This is a genomic window from Dactylosporangium sp. NPDC000521 (assembly GCF_042898305.1).
In the GTDB taxonomy this organism is placed as follows: Bacteria; Actinomycetota; Actinomycetes; order Mycobacteriales; family Micromonosporaceae; genus Dactylosporangium.
Map to the genome: position 1 here is coordinate 48,513 of NZ_JBIAYW010000035.1, position 17,235 is coordinate 65,747.

Genomic DNA, 17,235 nt, shown 5'->3' on the forward strand with positions numbered 1-17,235 from the left:
GCTCTGCTGGCCTGAAGCGGCTCAGGCGGCTCGGCACAGCTCGTAGCCGGTGACGAGGTCGCAGTCGATGGTGACGACGCAGTTCATCTCCTCGTCCACCCAGGGGTGCAGGAGCCGCTCGTAGCCGGCCTGGCGGGCCGGGTCGAGGACGAGCCTCGCGGTGCCGGTGACGACCACCGTCCAGCCGGTGTGGGTGTCCGGGTCGAGGACGTCCGCCTCGTACGCCACGACGACCCCGCCGCCCTGTGTCGCCGTGGAGGCCAGGGCACCGCCCAGGTTGCTGCGGATCACGACGGAGTCGCCGTCGACGAGGTGGTTGACCGGCCGGATCGCCGGGAGCGCGCGCATGCTGAAGACCACCCGGCCTACGGCCACCGACGCCAGCAGCTCCAGGCAGCGGTCACGGCTCAGGGCTCGCATCGACACCATCCCCGCACTGTCCCCCGTGCCGGCACTCCCCGGCCAGGGCCGTTGGACCTGTTCCCGGCGGGACCTTCTGCCCTGCGCGGCACCGCCCGCCGGCCCTGCCGCGCGCTTCCGCCCGCGCCTAGCGTGATCCACGGAAGCGATACGAAGGAGCGCGGCATGCGAACAGTGACCGAACCGGAGCTCGCGCGGATCCTCGGCGCGCTGCCGGGCACCCCGCGGATCGTCGCCAGCGGCAACTACGCCGCCCCGCGCCGCCTGCTGTCCGTCGCCGACGCGGCCGTCGCGGAGTTCCGGCTGTTCATGCTCAACGCCCAGCACGGCCTGCCGGACCGCGACGGCGTCGTCTACGAGTCCGCGTTCCTCGGGCCGGGGATGCGTGCCCACCCGCGGCTGCACTACTTCCCGTGCCGGCTGTCGCTGGTGCCGCACCTGCTCCGGCAGCGGCTCGCGCCAGACGTGGTGCTGCTGCACACGTCCCGGCCGCGCGGCGGTGCGGTCAGCCTCGGCGTGGAGGTCAACGTCCTGCCGGCCGCGATCGAGGCGGCCCGTGCCCGCGGTGGCATCGTCGTCGCGCAGGCGAACCCCGCGATGCCCTTCAGCCACGGCGACGCGCTCGTGCCGCTCGAAGCGGTGGACTACCTCCTCGAGGCCGACGAACCGCTCGCCACGCACGCGGTCGTGGCGCCCGACGCGGTGTCGGCGGCCATCGGGGAGCGGGTGGCCGCGCTCGTGCCGGCGGACGCGACGCTGCAGCTCGGCATCGGCGCCATCCCGGACGCGACGCTCGACGCCCTGCTCGACCGGCGCGGGCTGCGGATCTGGTCGGAGATGTTCAGCGACGGCGCCCTCGCCCTGGAGAAGGCGGGCTGCCTCGACCTGGACACGCCGATCACCGCCTCCTTCTGTTTCGGTTCGGCCGAGTTGTACGACTGGGTCGACGCCAACCCGCGGATCCGCATGCTGCGCACCGAGAAGACGAACGACCCGGGCACGATCGCCGCGCACCCCAACCTGATGAGCGTCAACAGCGCGCTGCAGGTCGACCTGTTCGCCCAGGCCAACGCCACCAGGGTCGGCAACCGTACACACTCCGGCTTCGGCGGCCAGACCGACTTCATCGTCGGCGCCATGCACTCCCCCGGCGGCCACGCCGTCATCGCGCTGCGCTCCTGGCATCCGAAGGCCGACGTGTCGTCGGTGGTGCCGCTGGTGTCCGGCCCGGTCACCTCGTTCCAGCACAGCTACATCGTCACCGAGCAGGGCACCGCCACGATCTGGGGGCGCGACTCGGCCGAGCAGGCGCAGGAGATCGTCGACCGCGCCGCGCACCCGTCCGTCCGCGACGAGCTCCGCACCGCCGGCCGGGCGTTCGGGCTGCCGCTGCGCTGACGACCGGGACCAACGGCCCGAATTCGCCGATCCACCTGCCTCTGCCAGGTCCGCGCGCACCGGTCGACGCTGATCTCATGGGCACATCGCCCACAGGCCGGCTGAGCCGACGCAAGATGGAAAGGATGAGTCCGGTGGTGGCAGTCATGCTCGTGGCCACGTCCATCGTCGCTGTCTACGTCGCGCTGATCGCCCTGCACGTCCATGCCATCCACGGCGACCCACAGGCCACCGGGCGGCACCGGCCGCGGATCGCGATCTGGCTCGCCACCCGCGAGGAACGCCGCCGCGGCCGCGCCGAGTGCGACGCGGCCCGCCGCCTGATGGCCGGCGCACTGGACCAGGCGTCCTACCGGGCCGCCATGGCCGCCATGGCGGCCCAGGACGCGGCCGAGCACCCGGTCGAGATACCGAACGCCTGAACGCCGGCGGACCGCCCGGCGTGCCGGGACCTCCGGGTCGGAGCCGCGCAGAAGGGGGCGCAACGATGACCACCGCAAGGACCACCACCCCGGTGGACGACATCTGGATCCGCGTCTGCCTCCTGGAGTCGCGCGTACGGGTGCTGGAACAGACCGTCCGCGACCTGGCTGCGGCCGTCGACCGCACCGACCCGAACGAAGCCGCGACCGTGATCCGTCAGGCGCTCAACCAGCTCCGCCACTGATCACCCCACCGGGCCGCGGTCCGCCGTACGGCGGCTGGTGGTGGGGCACAGGACCAGGACGACCGGGCTTCGCACGGCATCACGGTTCGACGCGGCCGGGGTGGGCGTCGAACGGGACGGCCGGCCCTTGTCCCGGTTGCCGTGGAGAACCAGGGACGGACCGCGGCGATCAGCTTCCCTGCTTGCCCTCAGGCGGCACGACGATGCAGGCGTCGGTCTCCCTTCATGCCAGGCGGCCGGACAACGCCGCGGCGCGGCCGGGCAGGTCGACGACCTCGTCGACGTCAGGCAGCAGGTCCGTGCGATGGGTGATGAGCAGGACCGCCCGGTCGCCCGCGGCGGTGAGCAGGTCGCGGGTCAGTGCGGCGGCGGTGGCCTCGTCAAGGTGTTCGGTGGGCTCGTCGAGGATCAGGACTGGGAAGTCGGCCAGCAGCGCGCGGGCGAGCGCGAGCCGGCGACGCTGGCCGCCGGACAGGGTGACGCCGTGCTCACCGACAGGGGTGTCGAGGCCGGCGGGCAGGGTCTTGACCCAGTCCAGCAGCCGCGCGGCCGCCAGGGCCGTCTCGAGCTCGGCTGGGGTCGCGTCGGGGCGGCCGATGCGCAGGTTCGCGTCGATGGTCGTGTCGAACAGGTACGCGTCGTCGCCCAGGTAGCCGACGACCCGGCGCAGGTCGTCGCCGCGCAGGTCGCGAACGTCGACGTCGTTGAGCGTCACCCGGCCGGCGACCGGGTCGAGCCACCGCAGCAGCAGCGCCGCGACCGTGCTCTTGCCGGCGCCGCTCGGCCCGACGAGCGCGACCCGGCGGCCCGGGCGCAGCGTGAGTGACACGTCGCGGAACGCCACCTGGCCCGGCGTCCAGCCGGCGGACACACCTTCGAGGCGGACCGTCGGCGGGCCGGCCGGCAACGGTGCGGGCTCGGCCGGATCCGGTGCCGGGTCGGTGGCGGCGGCGATCTCGGCGAGCCGGCCGAGAGCTGCGCGGGCCGCGGCCAGGCGCTGCGCGGCGGCCGGGATCGTGCCGACGGTCTCGAAGACGGCGAGCGGGGTGAGCACGACGACGGCCAGCAGCTCGCCCGGGAGAGTGCCGGACCGGACCGCGACGGCGCCTGCGGCCAGGCCGGCGAGGACGCTCAGGCCCGTGCACAGCGCGGTGACCGCGGCCGACAGGCCCGCGGCGGCGCTGGAGCGGCGGGCGGCGGTGAGCAGCTGCCGGTCGATGCGGTCCAGCGCGGCGAGCGCGTCACCGGCTGCGCCGTGCGCGATGAGCTCGGGCAGCCCTTCCATCAGGTCGACGGTGCCCGCGGCCAGCGCACCGCGCAGGGGCGCGAGCCGGGCGTCGGCGCGACGGACCGCCGCCGACTGCAGCACCGGCACCCCGACCGCGACGACGAGCAGCCCGACCGCGAGGACCGCACCAGCGACCGGCAACAGGCCGCCGACGAGCAGCACGGTGGCCGCACCGGTGACGGCGGCGACCGCGATGGGCAGCAGCACGCGCGCGATCACGTCGAGCACGGACTCGACGTCGTCGACGAGGCGCGCGACGAGGTCACCGCGGCGGAACGCGGCGATGCCGGCGGGTGCGAGGCGCTCCAGCCTCCGGTACGCGTGGACCCTCAGCCCACCCAGCACCCGGAACGCGGCGTCGTGGCCGGTGACCCGCTCGACATAGCGCAGCACGCCCCGCCCGATGCCGAACGCCCGCACGGCGACGATCGCCACCATCAGGTGCAGCACCGGCGGGTGCTGGGCAGCCCGCGAGATGAGCCACGCCGACGTCGCCATCAGCCCGACCCCTGCTCCGGCCGCACCGACCCCGGCGATCAGCGCCAGCGCGAGCTGACCCGCCGCCGGGCGGCACAACCGCAGCACGCCGCGGACAACGCCGCCACCGCCCCGCAACCCGGCCCCGCTGCCCACGCCCCACTCCCGGCCCGCCAGACCGGATACACGTGCAACGCCGCCCCGCGCGCGATCGAGCCGGTCCTGGCATTCGCCGGACTCGCTCGCCGCACCGCGCCCACGGCCATACGTCAATTCATCAACGCCCCGTTCCCGGTCCGCCGCACCAGTCGCGCCGTCCACGTCCCACTCCCTGAACGCTGCACCAGCCGCGCCGTCAACGACCCGCTCCCGAGCCGCCGCACCGGACACACGACCAAGGCCACCCCGCGCCCGACCGGTAGCGCGATCGAGCCGGTCCTGCCTTCCGCCGGACTCGCCAGCCGCACCGAGCCCGCGGCCCGGCGTCGATTCGCCGCTCTTCGCGGGAGAGGCGGCCGGCCCGCCGGGGCGGTCCGTGTGATCGATGGTGCTCATGCCGGGACCGCCGTGCGGCCGACCGGGATCGCGCGGTCGGCGAGGGCGATGAGTGCGGGCCGGTGGGCGGTCATGATGACCGTCCGGCCGGCGGCGTGGGCGCGGATCGCGTCGAGGATGCCCGCCTCCGTCCCGGCGTCGAGGTTGGCGGTCGGCTCGTCGAGCAGGACCAGCGGCGCGTCGCGCAGGAACACGCGGGCCAGCGCGATGCGCTGCCGCTGCCCGGCGGACAGGCCCGCGCCGTCGTCGCCGAGCCTGGTCGACATCCCGTCGGGCAGCGCGTCGATGAACTCCAGCGCGCCGGCCTGCTCCGCGGCGCGACGCAGCGAGTCGTCGGTGGCGCCGGGCGCGCCCAGGCGGATGTTGTCGGCGATGGTGCCCGCGCTGAGCCAGGGCCGCTGCGGCAGCCACGCGACCAGCCGCCGCCACGCGTCGGGGTCGACGGCCGTCAGGTCCTGGCCGTCGACGGTGACGGCGCCTCCCGCCGGCGCGGCGAAGCCGAGCAGCACGGCCAGGGCCGTGGACTTGCCACAGCCGCTGGGGCCGGTCAGGGCCACCAGCTCGCCGGGGCGGATCTCGGCGGTGAAGGGCGGCAGCGACGCCTCGGACCGGCCCTCGTGACGGACGACGACGTCCTCGAAGCGCACGACGCCGGCCGGTGCCGGCGCCGTGCCGTGCGGCGGCACCGGCCGGTCGAGGATCTCGAACACCGACGTGGCGGCGGCGAGCCCTTCGGCGCTGGCGTGGTAGTTGGCGCCGACCTGGCGCAGCGGCAGATAGGCCTCCGGGGCGAGGATCAGCACGAGCAGCGCGGTGGCGAGGCCGAGGCTGCCGTCGACGAGGCGCAGGCCGATGCCGACCGCGACGAGCGCCACCGACAGCGTCGCGAGCAGCTCCAGCACGAGCGAGGACAGGAACGCGACCCGCAGCGTGCGCATGGTGGTGGTGCGCTGCTCGGCGCTGATCCGGGCGATGACGCCGGCCTGCCGTTTCGCGCGGCCGAAGACCCGCAGGGTCGGCAGGCCGGCGACGACGTCGAGGAAGTGGTGCGACAGCCGGGCGAGGAGCCGGAACTGGCGCCGGTTCGCCGACTCGGTGTGCAGCCCGACAAGGGCCATGAACACCGGGATGAGCGGCAGGGTGAGGGCGATCGTGCCGGCGGCGACGAGGTCTGCGGGCGCGATGCGGGCGAGCACGATGACCGGCACGAGCGCGGCGAGGACCAGCTGCGGCAGGTACCGCGCGAAGTAGGCGTCCAAGGCGTCCAGCCCGCGGGTGGCGAGGACGGCGACCTTGCCGCTGTCGCCGGCGGCGCCCGGGCCGAGCGCCGCGACGTGGGCGAGCAGCCGCGACCGCAGCTGCCGCTTCACGGCCGCCGACGAGCGGGCCGCGGCGACCTCCTGCGCCCAGGCGACCGCCGCCCGCAGCACGACGACGGCGGCCAGCCAGCCGAGGGCCGGCGCGATCCGGGCCACGTCGGCGCCGTGCAGGTACACGGCGGTGATGCCGTCGGCGAGCAGCGTGGCCTGGGCCACGACGAGCGCGGCGAGGGCGACGCCGAGGGCCACGGACAGCATCAGGTAGCCGCGGGTCGCCCGGGCGTGGCGCAGCAGGCGCGGGTCCAGGGGCTTCACGGGTGGGCCGCCGGGATGTGCTCGACCCGCAGCCGCCGGCGGAACACCCAGTAGGTCCACGACTGGTAGCCCAGCACGATCGGGGTGAAGCAGACCGCGACCCAGGTCATGACCTTCAACGTGTACGGCGTGGACGACGCGTTGGTCACGGTGAGGCTGTCGCCGCCGGCGAGCGTGGTCGGCATGACGTCGGGGAAGAGCGTGACGAACAGGGCGGCGACCGCGAGGACCAGGGTCGCCCCGGTGGCGAGGAACGCCCAGCCTTCGCGGCGGGCCCGCACGGCCGGCACCGCACCGATCAGGGCGGCGGCGGCCGCGGCCGACAGGGCCCAGCCCCAGGCGTCGTCGTGGGTCAGCTGGGTCCACAGCAGGAACGACCCGGCGAGGGCCACGGCGGGCAGGCTGAGCCGGAACGCGAGGCGCCCCGCCCTGGCCCGGACGTCGCCGTCGGTCTTCAACGCCAGGAACACCGCGCCGTGCAGCGCGAACAGCGACAGCGTCGTGAGCCCGCCGAGCAGCGCGTAGGGGTTGAGGAGGGTGAGGAACGTGCCGGCGTACTCGTGCTCGGCGTTGATCGGCACGCCGCGGACGATGTTGCCGAACGCGACACCCCACAGCAGCGCCGGGACGAAGCTGCCGGCGATGATGCACAGGTCCCAGCGGTGCCTCCACTGTGGACTGTCGACCTTGCCGCGGTACTCGAAGGCGAGCCCACGCACGATGAGCGCCACGAGGATGACCAGCAGCGGCAGGTAGAAGCCGGAGAAGAGCGTGGCATACCACTCCGGGAAGGCGGCGAACGTCGCACCGCCGGCGACGAGGAGCCAGACCTCGTTGCCGTCCCAGACCGGGCCGATGGTGTTGATGAGCAGGCGCCGCTCGCGCTCGTCGCGGGCGAGGACCGGCAGCAGCATGCCGACGCCGAAGTCGAAGCCTTCCAGGAGGAAGTAGCCGGCCCAGAGTATGGCGATGAGCGCGAACCAGACGGTGGTGAGTTCCATGTCGTCTCCCTCAGTACGCGAACGCCAGCGGACGGTCTTCGTCGTCTTCGTCAGCTATGTCACTGGGTACGACGATTTCGGGTGCTCCGGCCCGGGCGTAGCGCAGCATCAGCATCAGTTCGACGACGGCGAGCGCGCCGTACAGGAGCGTGAAGACGACGAGTGAGGTCGCGACGGTGCTCGCGGCCACCGACGGCGAGACGCTCTGTGAGGTCTTGAAGATGCCGAAGACGGTCCACGGCTGGCGGCCGACCTCGGTGAAGATCCAGCCGAACGAGTTGGCCAGCAGCGGCATCGCGACGGTGGCCACGGCGGCCGTCCACAGCCAGCGCCCCGCGGGCAGCCGGCCCTTTCGGGTGCGCCACAGCGCCACCGCGGCGACGGCCATGGCGAGGACGCCGAAGCCGATCATGAGGCGGAACGACCAGTAGGTGACCGGCACGTAGGGCACGTAGTCGCCCTCGCCGTACCGCTGCGAATACAGCTGCTGGAGGTCGTTGATGCCCTCGACGGAGCCGCCGGGGCTGCCGGTCGCCATGAAGGACAGCAGCGACGGGATGCGCACGCTGGCGACCTCCTCGCGCCCGTCGAGCGAGCCGATGGTGAAGATGGAGAACGAGGCGGGTTCGGAGGTCTGGTACAGCGCCTCCGCGGCGGCCATCTTCATCGGCTGCTGCTCGGTCATCACCCGCGCCTGCAGGTCTCCGGTGAGGAGCACACCGACGCCGGCGACGAGCACGGCCCAGGCGCCGAGGCGCAGCGCCGGCCGGAACACGTCGACCTGGTTGCCGCGGCGCAGGTGCCACGCGCTCACGGCGAGCATGAACGCGCCGCCGGTGAGGAAGCACGCGGTGATGGTGTGCGGGAAGGTGACGAGGGTCGTCGAGTTCGTCAGGACCGCGACGATGTCGGTGAGCTCCGCCCGGCCGCGCTCGGCGTTCACGGTGTACCCGACGGGGTGCTGCATCCAGGAGTTGGCGGCGAGGATGAAGTACGCCGAAAGCATGGTGCCGATCGACGCGAGCCAGATCGCCGCCAGGTGGACGCGCTTCGGCAGCCGGTCCCAGCCGAAGATCCACAGCCCGAGGAACGTCGACTCGAGGAAGAACGCGAGGAGCCCCTCGATGGCCAGGGGCGCGCCGAAGATGTCACCGACGAACCGCGAGTACGCGCTCCAGTTCATGCCGAACTGGAACTCCTGCACGATGCCGGTGACGACCCCCATCGCGAAGTTGATCAGGAACAGCTTCCCCCAGAACTTCGTCGCTCGCAGGTACTCCTGGCGCCCGGTCCGGAACCAGGCGGTCTGCAGTCCGGCGACGAGCGCCGACAGGCCGATGGTGATCGGCACGAAGATGAAGTGGTAGACGGTGGTGATCGCGAACTGCCACCGCGCAAGGTCCAGCGCGTCCATGGCCCGAATTCTCGGGAGCCGGCGCGGGTGACGTCAGGGCCGAACGGCACGTCCGGACGGGACTGTCGGGCCCTCCACCTCCGTGGGGAGGGTCACACGGTGCTCGCGCGCGTTTCGGCCGGCCAGTTGAGGACCTTGGCGCCGAGGACCGCGGCCTGCAGGGTGAAGCGGTGGGTGGGGTCGGCCGCGTCGTAGCCGGTGAGGGCCTTGATGCGGTCCAGCCGGTACGTCACGGTGCGCACCGACACCCGTAGCCGCTTCGCCGATTCGGTGGCGACCCCGCCGGTGGCGAAGTAGACGTCCAGGGTGTCCAGCAGCGGCCGGGCGCCGCCGCGGGCCTGCAGCAGCGGGCTGAGCACGGCGGAGACGAGGTCGATGATGGCGGGTTGGTCGCGCAGCAGGACGCGGTAGACGAGGAGGTCGTGCGCGGTGATGACGGACTTGTCGCCGTGCAGGCGCCCCGCCATGGTCAGTGCCTCACGGGCCTCCTCGTACGAGCGGGCGATGCCGTACAGGCCCGGGTGCGGGCGGCCGACCGCGACCCGCCACGGCCGTCCGTGCCGGAGCCGGTTGAGCTCGCCGTGCATCAGCTCACCCAGGTCACTGTCGCGGCCGGCGGGGACGGCGGTGCCGGCCATGGCCGGTTCGGCCGGGGCGAGGACGACCAGGAGGTTGTCCTTGGTGGCGACGAGGACGTCACGGTCGCCGAGCCGGTCGAAGATGACCGCCTCGAGGGCGCTGATCGCCGTGTCGGTGTCGGGCAGCCGCCGGCCGGGGGCGGCGAGCGCCACCTGGTGCACCCGGGCGAGGTCGAGCCCGAACGGTTCGGCCCGCTCGACCACGCTGCCGAGGTCGGAGTCGCCGCGCAGCAGGTCGTCGACGAGTTCCCGGCGCAGCGCCTCCTCCCGGCGGACGAGGTCCCGGCGCGCGACCGCATAACCCTCGGCGAGGGTCGCGACCGCGTCGTCGATGACGTGCAGCACCGCGGCCGCGGCGGCGCGGACGACCTCGCTGTCGCGAGAGCGCACCACCATCGGCAGGTCCTGCCACAGCCGCCTGGCCGCCGACAGGTACAGCTGCACCACCCGTCCGGCGGAGATGCCCTGCTCCGCCGCCTGCCGCCCGAGCAGGGCCACCGCGTCGAGCTCGGCGCGTCTGGGCCGGCGGCCGCTGACCGCCGCGTCGGCGAGCATCGGCAGGTAGTCGCCGAGCAGCAGCACCGGCACGCCACCGGCGTCGCGGGCGGCGGCGGTGGCGACCTCGGCCAGCCAGGCCTGCTGCGCCTGCGGCGCCTTCGCGCCGGCCGGGTCCTGCCGGCTGCGGTCGGCCATGCCGTGCTCACCTCCCGCCGGCGTCCGGCCGGCGGGTCGCCGGCTCGGCTTCGCGCTTCTCCCGTGGCCGGTCACCGGCAGTGTAGACCCGGCTCCGGCTCGCGCCGCGAGCAGCCGAGGCAGCAGCTGGACGCCGGCTGCCGGATCAGTTGGTCGATACGGATGTCCGCCCCGCAGCCGGTGCACATCCCGTAACGGCCGCGGTCGAGGGCGTGCAGCGCGTGCTCGACGTCGTCGAGCCGGCGCCAGGTGAGGGCGGCCAGCGCCGGCTGCTCGGTGGTGCCGGCGCCGTCGTGCTGCGGCTGGTTGAGCAGACGGAGCTGGGTGCGGTACCGGTCGCGGTGCTCGTGCAGCAGCACCCGCAGCATGTCGAGATCCCGCTGCCTGCCGCGTGTGTCCATCGTGAAACTCCTGGTTCGTGGCCGCCTGGCGCGGCCGGCAGCCGACCGGTCGTGCGGTCCGGCGCCGCCGGCCGGCAGGGTCGGACAGCGGGGTCGGTCAGCGTCCGCGGGCCTGGCAGGGCACGCAGAACCGCGCGTGCGGCAGGATCTCCAGCCGGGCGGCGGGAATCGGGTCACCGCAGCGTTCGCAGCGGCCGTAGCTGCCCGCGGTGAGGCGGGACAGCGCCGCCGAGATCTCCTCGATCGCCTGGCGGGCGGCGGCCGTGCGCGCGCCGATGGTGTCCGGGTCCTCGCCGGCGCTGCCCGGCTCGGTGCCGGCCGCGGCGAGGGCCGCGAGCTCCTCGGTGTGCTGATGCAGCTGGGCCTGCAGCGTCTGCTGCAGCGAACCGGTGTCGACACTCATGCTGGTCTCCCATCAAACCTGTCAGAACATTGCGGTGAAGAACGCGTGGGCCGGTCAGGGCCGGTCAGGGCCGGGCGGCGCCGCGCCGCAGCGCGGCGAGCGCGGCCAGGCCGGCGCCGCGCACCGCGGCCAGGTGCGGCGCGGCCGGACGGCGCACCGGGGTGCCCGCGGCGCCTGCGATGCGCGCCGCCAGCCGTGGCCGGGCCGCGCCGCCACCGACGAGGAGCAGGCCGCCACGCACCGCCGCGGCGACGACCTGGCGGCGGTGGGTGGTCTGCCGGCGCACCCGGCTGACGAGGTCGGCGATGGCGGCGACGACCGCCGAATCGTGGTCCGGCCCACCGGAGCCGTCGTGCAGCCCGATGTCGCACCGCTGGGCCGCGACGATCACGCCACCCTCGAGCACGGCGACCTCGGTCAGGTGCGCGCCGACGTCGGCGACCAGCAGCGGGCCGGGTGCCGCGCCGGCACCGATCGCCGCCGCGCGCACGGAGTCGATGAACAGCAGCCGGGACGGTTCGAACACCTTCGTCAGCAGTTCACGCACGGCCGGCTCCGTCCGCGGGTCGCTGCCCACGGGCCGGCACGCCACGACCACGGCACCGGCGGGCAGCGGCCGTCGCCGGTCCCACGAGACGCCGGACAGCAGGGTCCGCAGCGCCTCCGGGTCGGTGATCCGCCCTCGGGCGACCGGGCCGGACCACGACGTGGTCACCGTCTCCGGGTAGCTGAGCTGCACGACGCCACGGCCTGACGCCCAGATCCTGGCGCCGGCGCTGCCGAGGTCGAGTCCCACGGCCGCGGGCTCGTGCGTGGGGCTCGTCGTGCCGGCGCGGTGCCGGGCATCGCCCGGGCGGATGAGGGCGGCGCTGCCGGTCGGTTGGGTGAACATGGCTCTCCTCTCGGACGCCCGTACGCGGTCCGTGACGGTGGCTGGCTGGTGCGGGCTGCGGATCCGGATACGACCCGGGAAGGGCCGTCGCGGTGACACGCGGGAGGGGTCAGGCGCGTCCGGCTTCGAAGGCCACGGACGCTGTCGCCGGCCCGGCAGTCAGCGGGTGACGGCCGGGGCGCCGGAGCAGCCGGGCGGCGACTGCCGGCGGAAGCGCTCGAGCCCGATGCGTTCCCGCGGCACACGTGGCCAGGTCGGGGCACCGGGCGAGCCGGCCGGCGCGGGGCAGGCAGCGACCGGGAGGGCAGGCAGCCGAACGTACGACGCGCCACTCACCACGATCACCACCCCCTGCGAAGCCGTACCGAATGAATCTCCAGCATCGGCGATCCGCGCATGGCAAACACCAGCATCGGTCGGCAACCTTGACGGCGCCCTGTTTGCCGATCATCGGCAATCTGGCCACCGGGAGATGCCGCACCACTGCGGGGGTGACGACATGGGCGAAGAGCTGTGCTCTATGCGCCGGGCCGTGCGTGAGGTGCGGGAAGACGCGCGGCACCTGGCGTCAGCAGGCCGACGCCGCCGTCGTAGCGGCGGTAGACCAGGGCGCCGCGGCCGCTGCCGGCGTCGGTGAAGAACAGGAACGGCAGCCAACCCTCGGCGAGGCGGGTGGCGGCGGCGTCCGGGGTGAGGACCGGTGTGCGGCGCGAGTTGACCGTCGGCGTGGGCGTGCCGTTCGCGGTGACCGGCCGCATGGTGTGCTGCCGGGCGACGCGGAGGCCGGTCGGGCCGGCACGGTAGACGACGGCGTCCTCGCCCGTGTCCAGTTCGGTGAACAGGCACACGTCGTAGTCCATCGCGGCCAGCATCGACCCGGCCTGGCAGGCCCTGCGCGGCCACAGCGGCACCGTCTTGCGGCGGGTGATCCGGTCCCGGCCGGGCACGGCGAGCGTGCGCCGCTGCGGGTCGGGCCACGGCCACGGCTCCCACGCGGTCTCCAGCCGGGTGATCTGGCGCTCCAGCCGGTCCGCGGCGGCGGCGACGGCGGCCGGCAAGGTCGGGCCGTCGACCTGGATCCGGGCGGGTGCCCCGCCGACGCGGAGGTTCACCTGGATCACGGCCGGGCAACCCGCGTGGGGTCCGCAGGTCAGGCGCAGCCGCGCGGAGCCGGCCGAGCGGTGCCGCGCGACCACTTCCGCGACGGCTGCCCGCGCACGCTCACGGTCGTCCGGGTCGACCGGCCCGCGGCTGCGCACGTCGACGTCACCCGCGGGGACGATCACTGACACGTCGGGCTCCGGCACCGGTACACCTCCTGGATCGGCAACGGCGTCAGTGTCACCGGCCGTCGCGGGGGCCGACAGTGCCGAAGGTCCCGACCTCACCCCACCGGCCGCCACTCCGCCTGGGTCCGAAACCCCACCGGCCGCCGCTCCGCCTGGGTCCGAAACCCCACCGGCCGCCGCTCCGCCTGGGTCCGGAACCTCAGCGGTGGCCGGCCTTCTCGTGCTCGAGCCGGGCGAGCAGCCGGTCCTGGAGCAGGTCCACGGCCTCGTACGGGCCGTCCGCGGACGCCTCGGCGTGCAGGACCCGGCCGTTCACGTCGATCTCCGCGCGGGCGGTGACGGGCCGGGTGGCGGCCGGGTTCGTGATCCGGTCGAGCCGCACCTTGGCGTACAGGACCGGGCGGCCCGTGTGCCCGATCACCGCGGTGACCTTCGCCCGGGCGTACCCGTGCAGCCGGGGCTCCATCCCGGCCTGCATCTGGACCTGAACCTCGACCTCGTCGTGCGTGCGCGACATCGTCTCGTCCTTCCGTACAAGGGCGGGGATTCGACCGCCTGACATCATTTGATCTCCCCCGAGCGGTCGGCTCCAGGGTCTTTGGTCCCGTCACACCGCGGCGCCGCGTGCACGTGGTATCCGGCCCTGGTCAGCAGCCGCGTCACGACGTCACGCACGCCGTCCTCGTCCTCGGCGACCAGGACGGTCGCGCCGCTCGGGTCCGGCGCGGCGACGGCGGGGCGTGGCCGGTCCGGGCACCGGCCGGTGCCCGGCAGCACGATCCGCACGGTGGTCCCCGCGCCCGGCGCCGACTCGGCGGTGAGGTCGCCGCCTGTGACTCCGGAGCGGTATTGAGTGTGTGGCATGCGGCGCCGCGTCCGTGCGGGCCGACTGCCGACGCATGGCCATCGGCCTGCCGGCGGCTGCTGCCCGCCGCCCTTGAACGGCTTCCTGACTGCCGCCGCTGGGCGGTCCGGGACCTTCGGCCCTGCCCGTGCCGGGGCTGGGCGGCGTGCAATGACAGTCACGGTAGGCCGCGGACCTGCAGGGATCATTCGCCGATGCCTCTCGTGGCCAGGTGTAGTGACCGGCACGACGGGCAGGGGATTCGGGACACGCCCGTGCTGCCACGGACGGTCCGGCACCACCTGCGGCTCGAAGCGCCGTGGGGGCGGCAGGCACTGAGGCACTTCGCGGGAAGCGAGGCCGGCGGATGGACATCGACACACGCAACGACGGGCAGGCGATGAACGACGGGCAGGCGATGCAGGAGCTGATGCGCAGCGCCGCCGAGGAGGCCACGCGGGCACCGTCCGTGCTGAACACGCAGCCGTGGCGGTGGGACGTCGGCGAGGACGAGCTCGACCTGCACGCCGACCGGACCCGCCAGCTGCACGCCATCGACCCGGCCGGCCGGCTGCTGGTCCTGAGCTGCGGCGCCGCGCTGCACCACGCCCGGGTCGCGCTGGCGGCAGCCGGCTTCAGCCCGTCGGTGCGGCGCCACCCCGACGCGGGCGACCCGGACCTGCTCGCCCGGGTGCGGATCGGCGAGGTCCGTGCGGTGCGTGCGGAGGACACCGCCGTCGCGGACGCCATGCGACGGCGGCGGACGGACCGGCGGCCCTTCCAGGCGTCCGGGCCGGCGACCGGCGACACGCTGGCCGCGCTGCACCGGGCCGCGGCGGCCGAGGACACGACGCTGCACCGCATCGACGGCGACCAGATCGCATACCTGCGGGCGGCCGAGCACGGCGCGCAGATCATCGAGGCCAAGGACGAGCGGCGCAGGGAGGAACTGCGGGAGTGGACGGAGCACACGGCGGCGCGGGGCGAGGGCGTGCCACCGGAGACCGTCACGGGACCCGTGCCCAGGCCGGTGCCGCTGCGCGACTTCGGGCTCGGCGACCAGGCCACACTGACCCCGGGCACCGGCGACGACCGGTCCGCCGAGTACCTGCTGCTCGCCACGAACACCGACGATCCCGCCGCCTGGCTGCGGGCGGGTGAGGCGGTCAGCGCGGTCTGGCTCACCGCGATCAGTCGCGGGCTGGCGGTCTCGCCGATGAGCGACGCCATCGAGGTGCCGGGCGCGCGCGCCCTGCTGCGGAGCCTCCTGCCGGGCGGCGGCAATCCGCAGCTCGTGCTGCGCGTCGGCACCGATCCCGGGTCACCGCCGCCGGCCAGTCCGCGCCGGCCGATAGGGGACGTCATCGGCGACGGAAGCGAGCCGTGACGACCCGTCGTGGCCGCAGGAAATCGTCAGACGACGCAGGCCGTAACCACCGCGGTAGGGACCCACTGCGCCGGGAAGCCTCGGAGAGCACACCGATGGAGGCGAGGCACGCCGTACGAGCGGCGTGATCCGTGCGGCACGAGGAGCCGGCCGCACGGGACGTCAGCCGCCGTCCGCCTGATGCCGGTCCACCATCAGCTCGCCGAGGACTTCGACGGCCTCGGCGGCGGGCCTCCTCGGCGAATGCGGCGGGAGGGCTCCCGGGCCGGGGATGCCGATCCGGACGCCGATGACGGGATGGGCGACATTGCCGAGCATGCGGCGCAGCAGGTCCCGGGCGCTGCGGACCTCCACGAGGTCGCTCATCGCAGACGTGGCCAGCCGTTCGGCGGTCGCGGCGAGCAGCACGGCGGACAGCGCCTCGCCCGCGACGAGCCAGGCCGCCGGCTCGTCCACATCGGTGACGATCACGCCGTAGGAGGCGGCGCGGTCCACCGGGTCCTCACCGCTGTAGATGCTCGGGCCTTCGTCGACACCGGTGAAGTCGCGGATCGGCACCGGCCGGGCGCCCAGTGCCGCGACGGTGTCCAGCGGCACGCCCACGCCGGCGGCGAGACTCGCCCCGGTCCACCTGGCGAGCTCGGCACGGTACGCCGGGTCGGCCCGCTCAGCGGCGGCGGCGTGACCGGCGGCGACGGCCACCGCGGTGAGATCCTTCGGCCGGACGAGATGCATGTCGGCGCCCGCATGGCGGGCCGCGGCGCGCAGCCGGTCGGCGACGTGCTCCGGCACCGGCTTGACGTCGAACGGCCGCCGGTCGGTCCGCCGGACCTGGATCGCCCGCCGGAGCCGTTGCGCGGTCGACGACCATGGCACAACGCCGGTGTACCGCAGCGTCGCCAGCAGGTCCGGGTCGTCGTCGCGGGGCAGCCGTTCGACGACGACGTCGGCGCCCTCGGCGGCGAGCGCGACGCGGGCGTGGTGCAGCGCGGCCCCGCAGCTGACCGTCAGCAGCCGGCCGTCAGGGTCGATGGGGTCCAGCTGGCGGCGCCGGTCCGCTCGGAGCTTGGCGGTGTCGTGCTCGATGCGCCAGTGCCAGGGCTGGGTGTTCCAGATCGACGGTGCGCGCAGCGCGGTCACGGCCGCACGCGCCAGGATCCGGCTGATCGGCTCCACGTGGATCGGTACGTCGGGATCGATGTGTCGTACCGTTACCATGACGAACTCCTTCCCGGCCTCGCCGTCCAGATCTCGTGCCGCGCCGGTGTCCGGTGCGCACCGCTCACTGCGCGTCGGTCGGCTCCGCCTCCGCCTCCGGGACGATGCCGTGGTAGACGGTGCACGACGGCTTGCATCCGCCGTGGACCATGTCGGCCAGCGCGCGCTCCGCCCCCATGCAGGTGTCCTCGACGTAGTCCAGCTCGAGCTCGCCGGCGAGTTGCCGCGCCCGCTGGCTGGTGATGCCCTCCTGCAACCAGACCGCCCACGCACCGGCCGCGGCCGCCTCCCGGACCAGTTCCTCGGCCTCCTCCGCCGGCCGGAACACCTCGACCACGTCGACATGCTCCGGGATGTCGGCCAGCCGCGCGTATGCGTGCTCGCCGAACAGGACCTCGGCGTGCGGGTTGACCGGGACGATGTGCCAGCCCTGCTCCTGCAGCATCTTCGGCACCCAGTGCGCGGGCTTCTGCGGGTCGCGGGACGCTCCCACCACCGCGATCGTGTGCGCGTCGGCAAGTATCTGCCGTGGTGTACGCATCGGGGTCAGCTCCTCGCTGGTGAACATGATCGGCGACACCTCCACTGTGCCACCGGCTCGGGACGCTGTTCAGGG

General features: G+C 74.2%; 17 protein-coding genes and 1 pseudogene. 4 read left to right on the top strand and 14 right to left on the bottom strand.

Annotated elements, in window-relative coordinates:
• Positions 1–21 precede the first annotated feature (21 nt).
• Positions 22–429 (bottom strand): pyridoxamine 5'-phosphate oxidase family protein, encoded by a 408-nt coding sequence (locus ACFY3L_RS50930; RefSeq protein ID WP_389341941.1) that lies wholly within the window; start codon positions 427–429, stop codon positions 22–24.
• Between the two features lie 156 nt (positions 430–585).
• Here ACFY3L_RS50930 and ACFY3L_RS50935 point away from each other — a divergent pair, with 156 nt between their 5' ends.
• From ACFY3L_RS50935 to ACFY3L_RS50945, 3 genes are all read left to right on the top strand, one after another.
• Complete coding sequence (locus ACFY3L_RS50935; protein WP_389341944.1) at positions 586–1,818, top strand: acetyl-CoA hydrolase/transferase family protein; 1,233 nt, start codon at positions 586–588, stop codon at positions 1,816–1,818.
• Between the two features lie 134 nt (positions 1,819–1,952).
• Positions 1,953–2,240 (top strand): hypothetical protein, encoded by a 288-nt coding sequence (locus tag ACFY3L_RS50940; RefSeq protein ID WP_389341947.1) that lies wholly within the window; start codon positions 1,953–1,955, stop codon positions 2,238–2,240.
• A 65-nt stretch (positions 2,241–2,305) separates the two neighbouring features.
• Positions 2,306–2,485, top strand: coding sequence for a hypothetical protein (locus tag ACFY3L_RS50945; protein ID WP_389341950.1), 180 nt, complete (start codon positions 2,306–2,308; stop codon positions 2,483–2,485).
• 223 nt (positions 2,486–2,708) lie between these two features.
• Here ACFY3L_RS50945 and cydC read toward each other — a convergent pair whose 3' ends face one another.
• From cydC to ACFY3L_RS51000, 11 genes are all read right to left on the bottom strand, one after another.
• Positions 2,709–4,406, bottom strand: coding sequence for a thiol reductant ABC exporter subunit CydC (cydC, locus tag ACFY3L_RS50950; RefSeq protein WP_389341953.1), 1,698 nt, complete (start codon positions 4,404–4,406; stop codon positions 2,709–2,711).
• Positions 4,407–4,801: 395 nt separating this feature from the next.
• Complete coding sequence (cydD, locus tag ACFY3L_RS50955) at positions 4,802–6,382, bottom strand: thiol reductant ABC exporter subunit CydD (RefSeq protein WP_389342021.1); 1,581 nt, start codon at positions 6,380–6,382, stop codon at positions 4,802–4,804.
• Positions 6,383–6,435: 53 nt separating this feature from the next.
• Positions 6,436–7,440, bottom strand: coding sequence for a cytochrome d ubiquinol oxidase subunit II (cydB, locus tag ACFY3L_RS50960; RefSeq protein WP_389341956.1), 1,005 nt, complete (start codon positions 7,438–7,440; stop codon positions 6,436–6,438).
• Positions 7,441–7,450: 10 nt separating this feature from the next.
• Positions 7,451–8,854, bottom strand: coding sequence for a cytochrome ubiquinol oxidase subunit I (locus ACFY3L_RS50965; protein ID WP_389341959.1), 1,404 nt, complete (start codon positions 8,852–8,854; stop codon positions 7,451–7,453).
• Between the two features lie 92 nt (positions 8,855–8,946).
• On the bottom strand, positions 8,947–10,185 hold the full coding sequence (locus tag ACFY3L_RS50970; RefSeq protein WP_389341962.1) for a PucR family transcriptional regulator: 1,239 nt from the start codon (positions 10,183–10,185) through the stop codon (positions 8,947–8,949).
• Positions 10,186–10,256: 71 nt separating this feature from the next.
• Positions 10,257–10,586 (bottom strand): hypothetical protein, encoded by a 330-nt coding sequence (locus ACFY3L_RS50975; RefSeq protein ID WP_389341965.1) that lies wholly within the window; start codon positions 10,584–10,586, stop codon positions 10,257–10,259.
• A 97-nt stretch (positions 10,587–10,683) separates the two neighbouring features.
• Positions 10,684–10,989 (bottom strand): TraR/DksA family transcriptional regulator, encoded by a 306-nt coding sequence (locus ACFY3L_RS50980; protein WP_389341968.1) that lies wholly within the window; start codon positions 10,987–10,989, stop codon positions 10,684–10,686.
• A 64-nt stretch (positions 10,990–11,053) separates the two neighbouring features.
• The gene (locus ACFY3L_RS50985; RefSeq protein ID WP_389341970.1) at positions 11,054–11,881 is read right to left on the bottom strand and encodes a rod shape-determining protein; all 828 of its coding nucleotides are present in this window, start codon (positions 11,879–11,881) and stop codon (positions 11,054–11,056) included.
• A 518-nt stretch (positions 11,882–12,399) separates the two neighbouring features.
• Positions 12,400–13,188, bottom strand: coding sequence for a sigma 54 modulation/S30EA ribosomal C-terminal domain-containing protein (locus tag ACFY3L_RS50990; protein ID WP_389341973.1), 789 nt, complete (start codon positions 13,186–13,188; stop codon positions 12,400–12,402).
• Positions 13,189–13,369: 181 nt separating this feature from the next.
• Positions 13,370–13,687: an HPF/RaiA family ribosome-associated protein gene (locus tag ACFY3L_RS50995; RefSeq protein ID WP_389341976.1), complete on the bottom strand. Its 318-nt coding sequence runs from the start codon at positions 13,685–13,687 to the stop codon at positions 13,370–13,372.
• A gap of 44 nt (positions 13,688–13,731) precedes the next feature.
• A complete protein-coding gene (locus ACFY3L_RS51000) occupies positions 13,732–14,034 on the bottom strand; it encodes a hypothetical protein (RefSeq protein WP_389341979.1) in 303 nt (100 codons plus the stop codon).
• A gap of 347 nt (positions 14,035–14,381) precedes the next feature.
• Here ACFY3L_RS51000 and ACFY3L_RS51005 point away from each other — a divergent pair, with 347 nt between their 5' ends.
• On the top strand, positions 14,382–15,401 hold the full coding sequence (locus tag ACFY3L_RS51005) for an Acg family FMN-binding oxidoreductase (RefSeq protein WP_389341982.1): 1,020 nt from the start codon (positions 14,382–14,384) through the stop codon (positions 15,399–15,401).
• A gap of 162 nt (positions 15,402–15,563) precedes the next feature.
• On the opposite strand, the gene ACFY3L_RS51010 is transcribed toward ACFY3L_RS51005, so the two are convergent.
• Together ACFY3L_RS51010 and ACFY3L_RS51015 are read right to left on the bottom strand one after the other, a co-directional pair.
• Positions 15,564–16,619, bottom strand: coding sequence for an Acg family FMN-binding oxidoreductase (locus ACFY3L_RS51010; protein ID WP_389341985.1), 1,056 nt, complete (start codon positions 16,617–16,619; stop codon positions 15,564–15,566).
• A 136-nt stretch (positions 16,620–16,755) separates the two neighbouring features.
• A pseudogene (locus ACFY3L_RS51015) lies at positions 16,756–17,160 on the bottom strand (CoA-binding protein); the annotation flags it as partial.
• Positions 17,161–17,235 lie beyond the last annotated feature (75 nt).

Excerpts from the sequence above, each read along its gene's own strand:
- ACFY3L_RS50930 (WP_389341941.1), bottom strand. The coding sequence starts at position 429 with ATGGTGTCGATGCGAGCCCTGAGCCGTGACCGCTGCCTGGAGCTGCTG.
- ACFY3L_RS50935 (WP_389341944.1), top strand. The coding sequence starts at position 586 with ATGCGAACAGTGACCGAACCGGAGCTCGCGCGGATCCTCGGCGCGCTG.
- ACFY3L_RS50945 (WP_389341950.1), top strand. The coding sequence starts at position 2,306 with ATGACCACCGCAAGGACCACCACCCCGGTGGACGACATCTGGATCCGC.
- cydD (WP_389342021.1), bottom strand. The coding sequence starts at position 6,382 with ATGCTGTCCGTGGCCCTCGGCGTCGCCCTCGCCGCGCTCGTCGTGGCC.
- cydB (WP_389341956.1), bottom strand. The coding sequence starts at position 7,440 with ATGGAACTCACCACCGTCTGGTTCGCGCTCATCGCCATACTCTGGGCC.
- ACFY3L_RS50965 (WP_389341959.1), bottom strand. The coding sequence starts at position 8,854 with ATGGACGCGCTGGACCTTGCGCGGTGGCAGTTCGCGATCACCACCGTC.
- ACFY3L_RS50970 (WP_389341962.1), bottom strand. The coding sequence starts at position 10,185 with ATGGCCGACCGCAGCCGGCAGGACCCGGCCGGCGCGAAGGCGCCGCAG.
- ACFY3L_RS50975 (WP_389341965.1), bottom strand. The coding sequence starts at position 10,586 with ATGGACACACGCGGCAGGCAGCGGGATCTCGACATGCTGCGGGTGCTG.
- ACFY3L_RS50980 (WP_389341968.1), bottom strand. The coding sequence starts at position 10,989 with ATGAGTGTCGACACCGGTTCGCTGCAGCAGACGCTGCAGGCCCAGCTG.
- ACFY3L_RS50985 (WP_389341970.1), bottom strand. The coding sequence starts at position 11,881 with ATGTTCACCCAACCGACCGGCAGCGCCGCCCTCATCCGCCCGGGCGAT.
- ACFY3L_RS50995 (WP_389341976.1), bottom strand. The coding sequence starts at position 13,687 with ATGTCGCGCACGCACGACGAGGTCGAGGTTCAGGTCCAGATGCAGGCC.
- ACFY3L_RS51000 (WP_389341979.1), bottom strand. The coding sequence starts at position 14,034 with ATGCCACACACTCAATACCGCTCCGGAGTCACAGGCGGCGACCTCACC.
- ACFY3L_RS51005 (WP_389341982.1), top strand. The coding sequence starts at position 14,382 with ATGGACATCGACACACGCAACGACGGGCAGGCGATGAACGACGGGCAG.
- ACFY3L_RS51010 (WP_389341985.1), bottom strand. The coding sequence starts at position 16,619 with ATGGTAACGGTACGACACATCGATCCCGACGTACCGATCCACGTGGAG.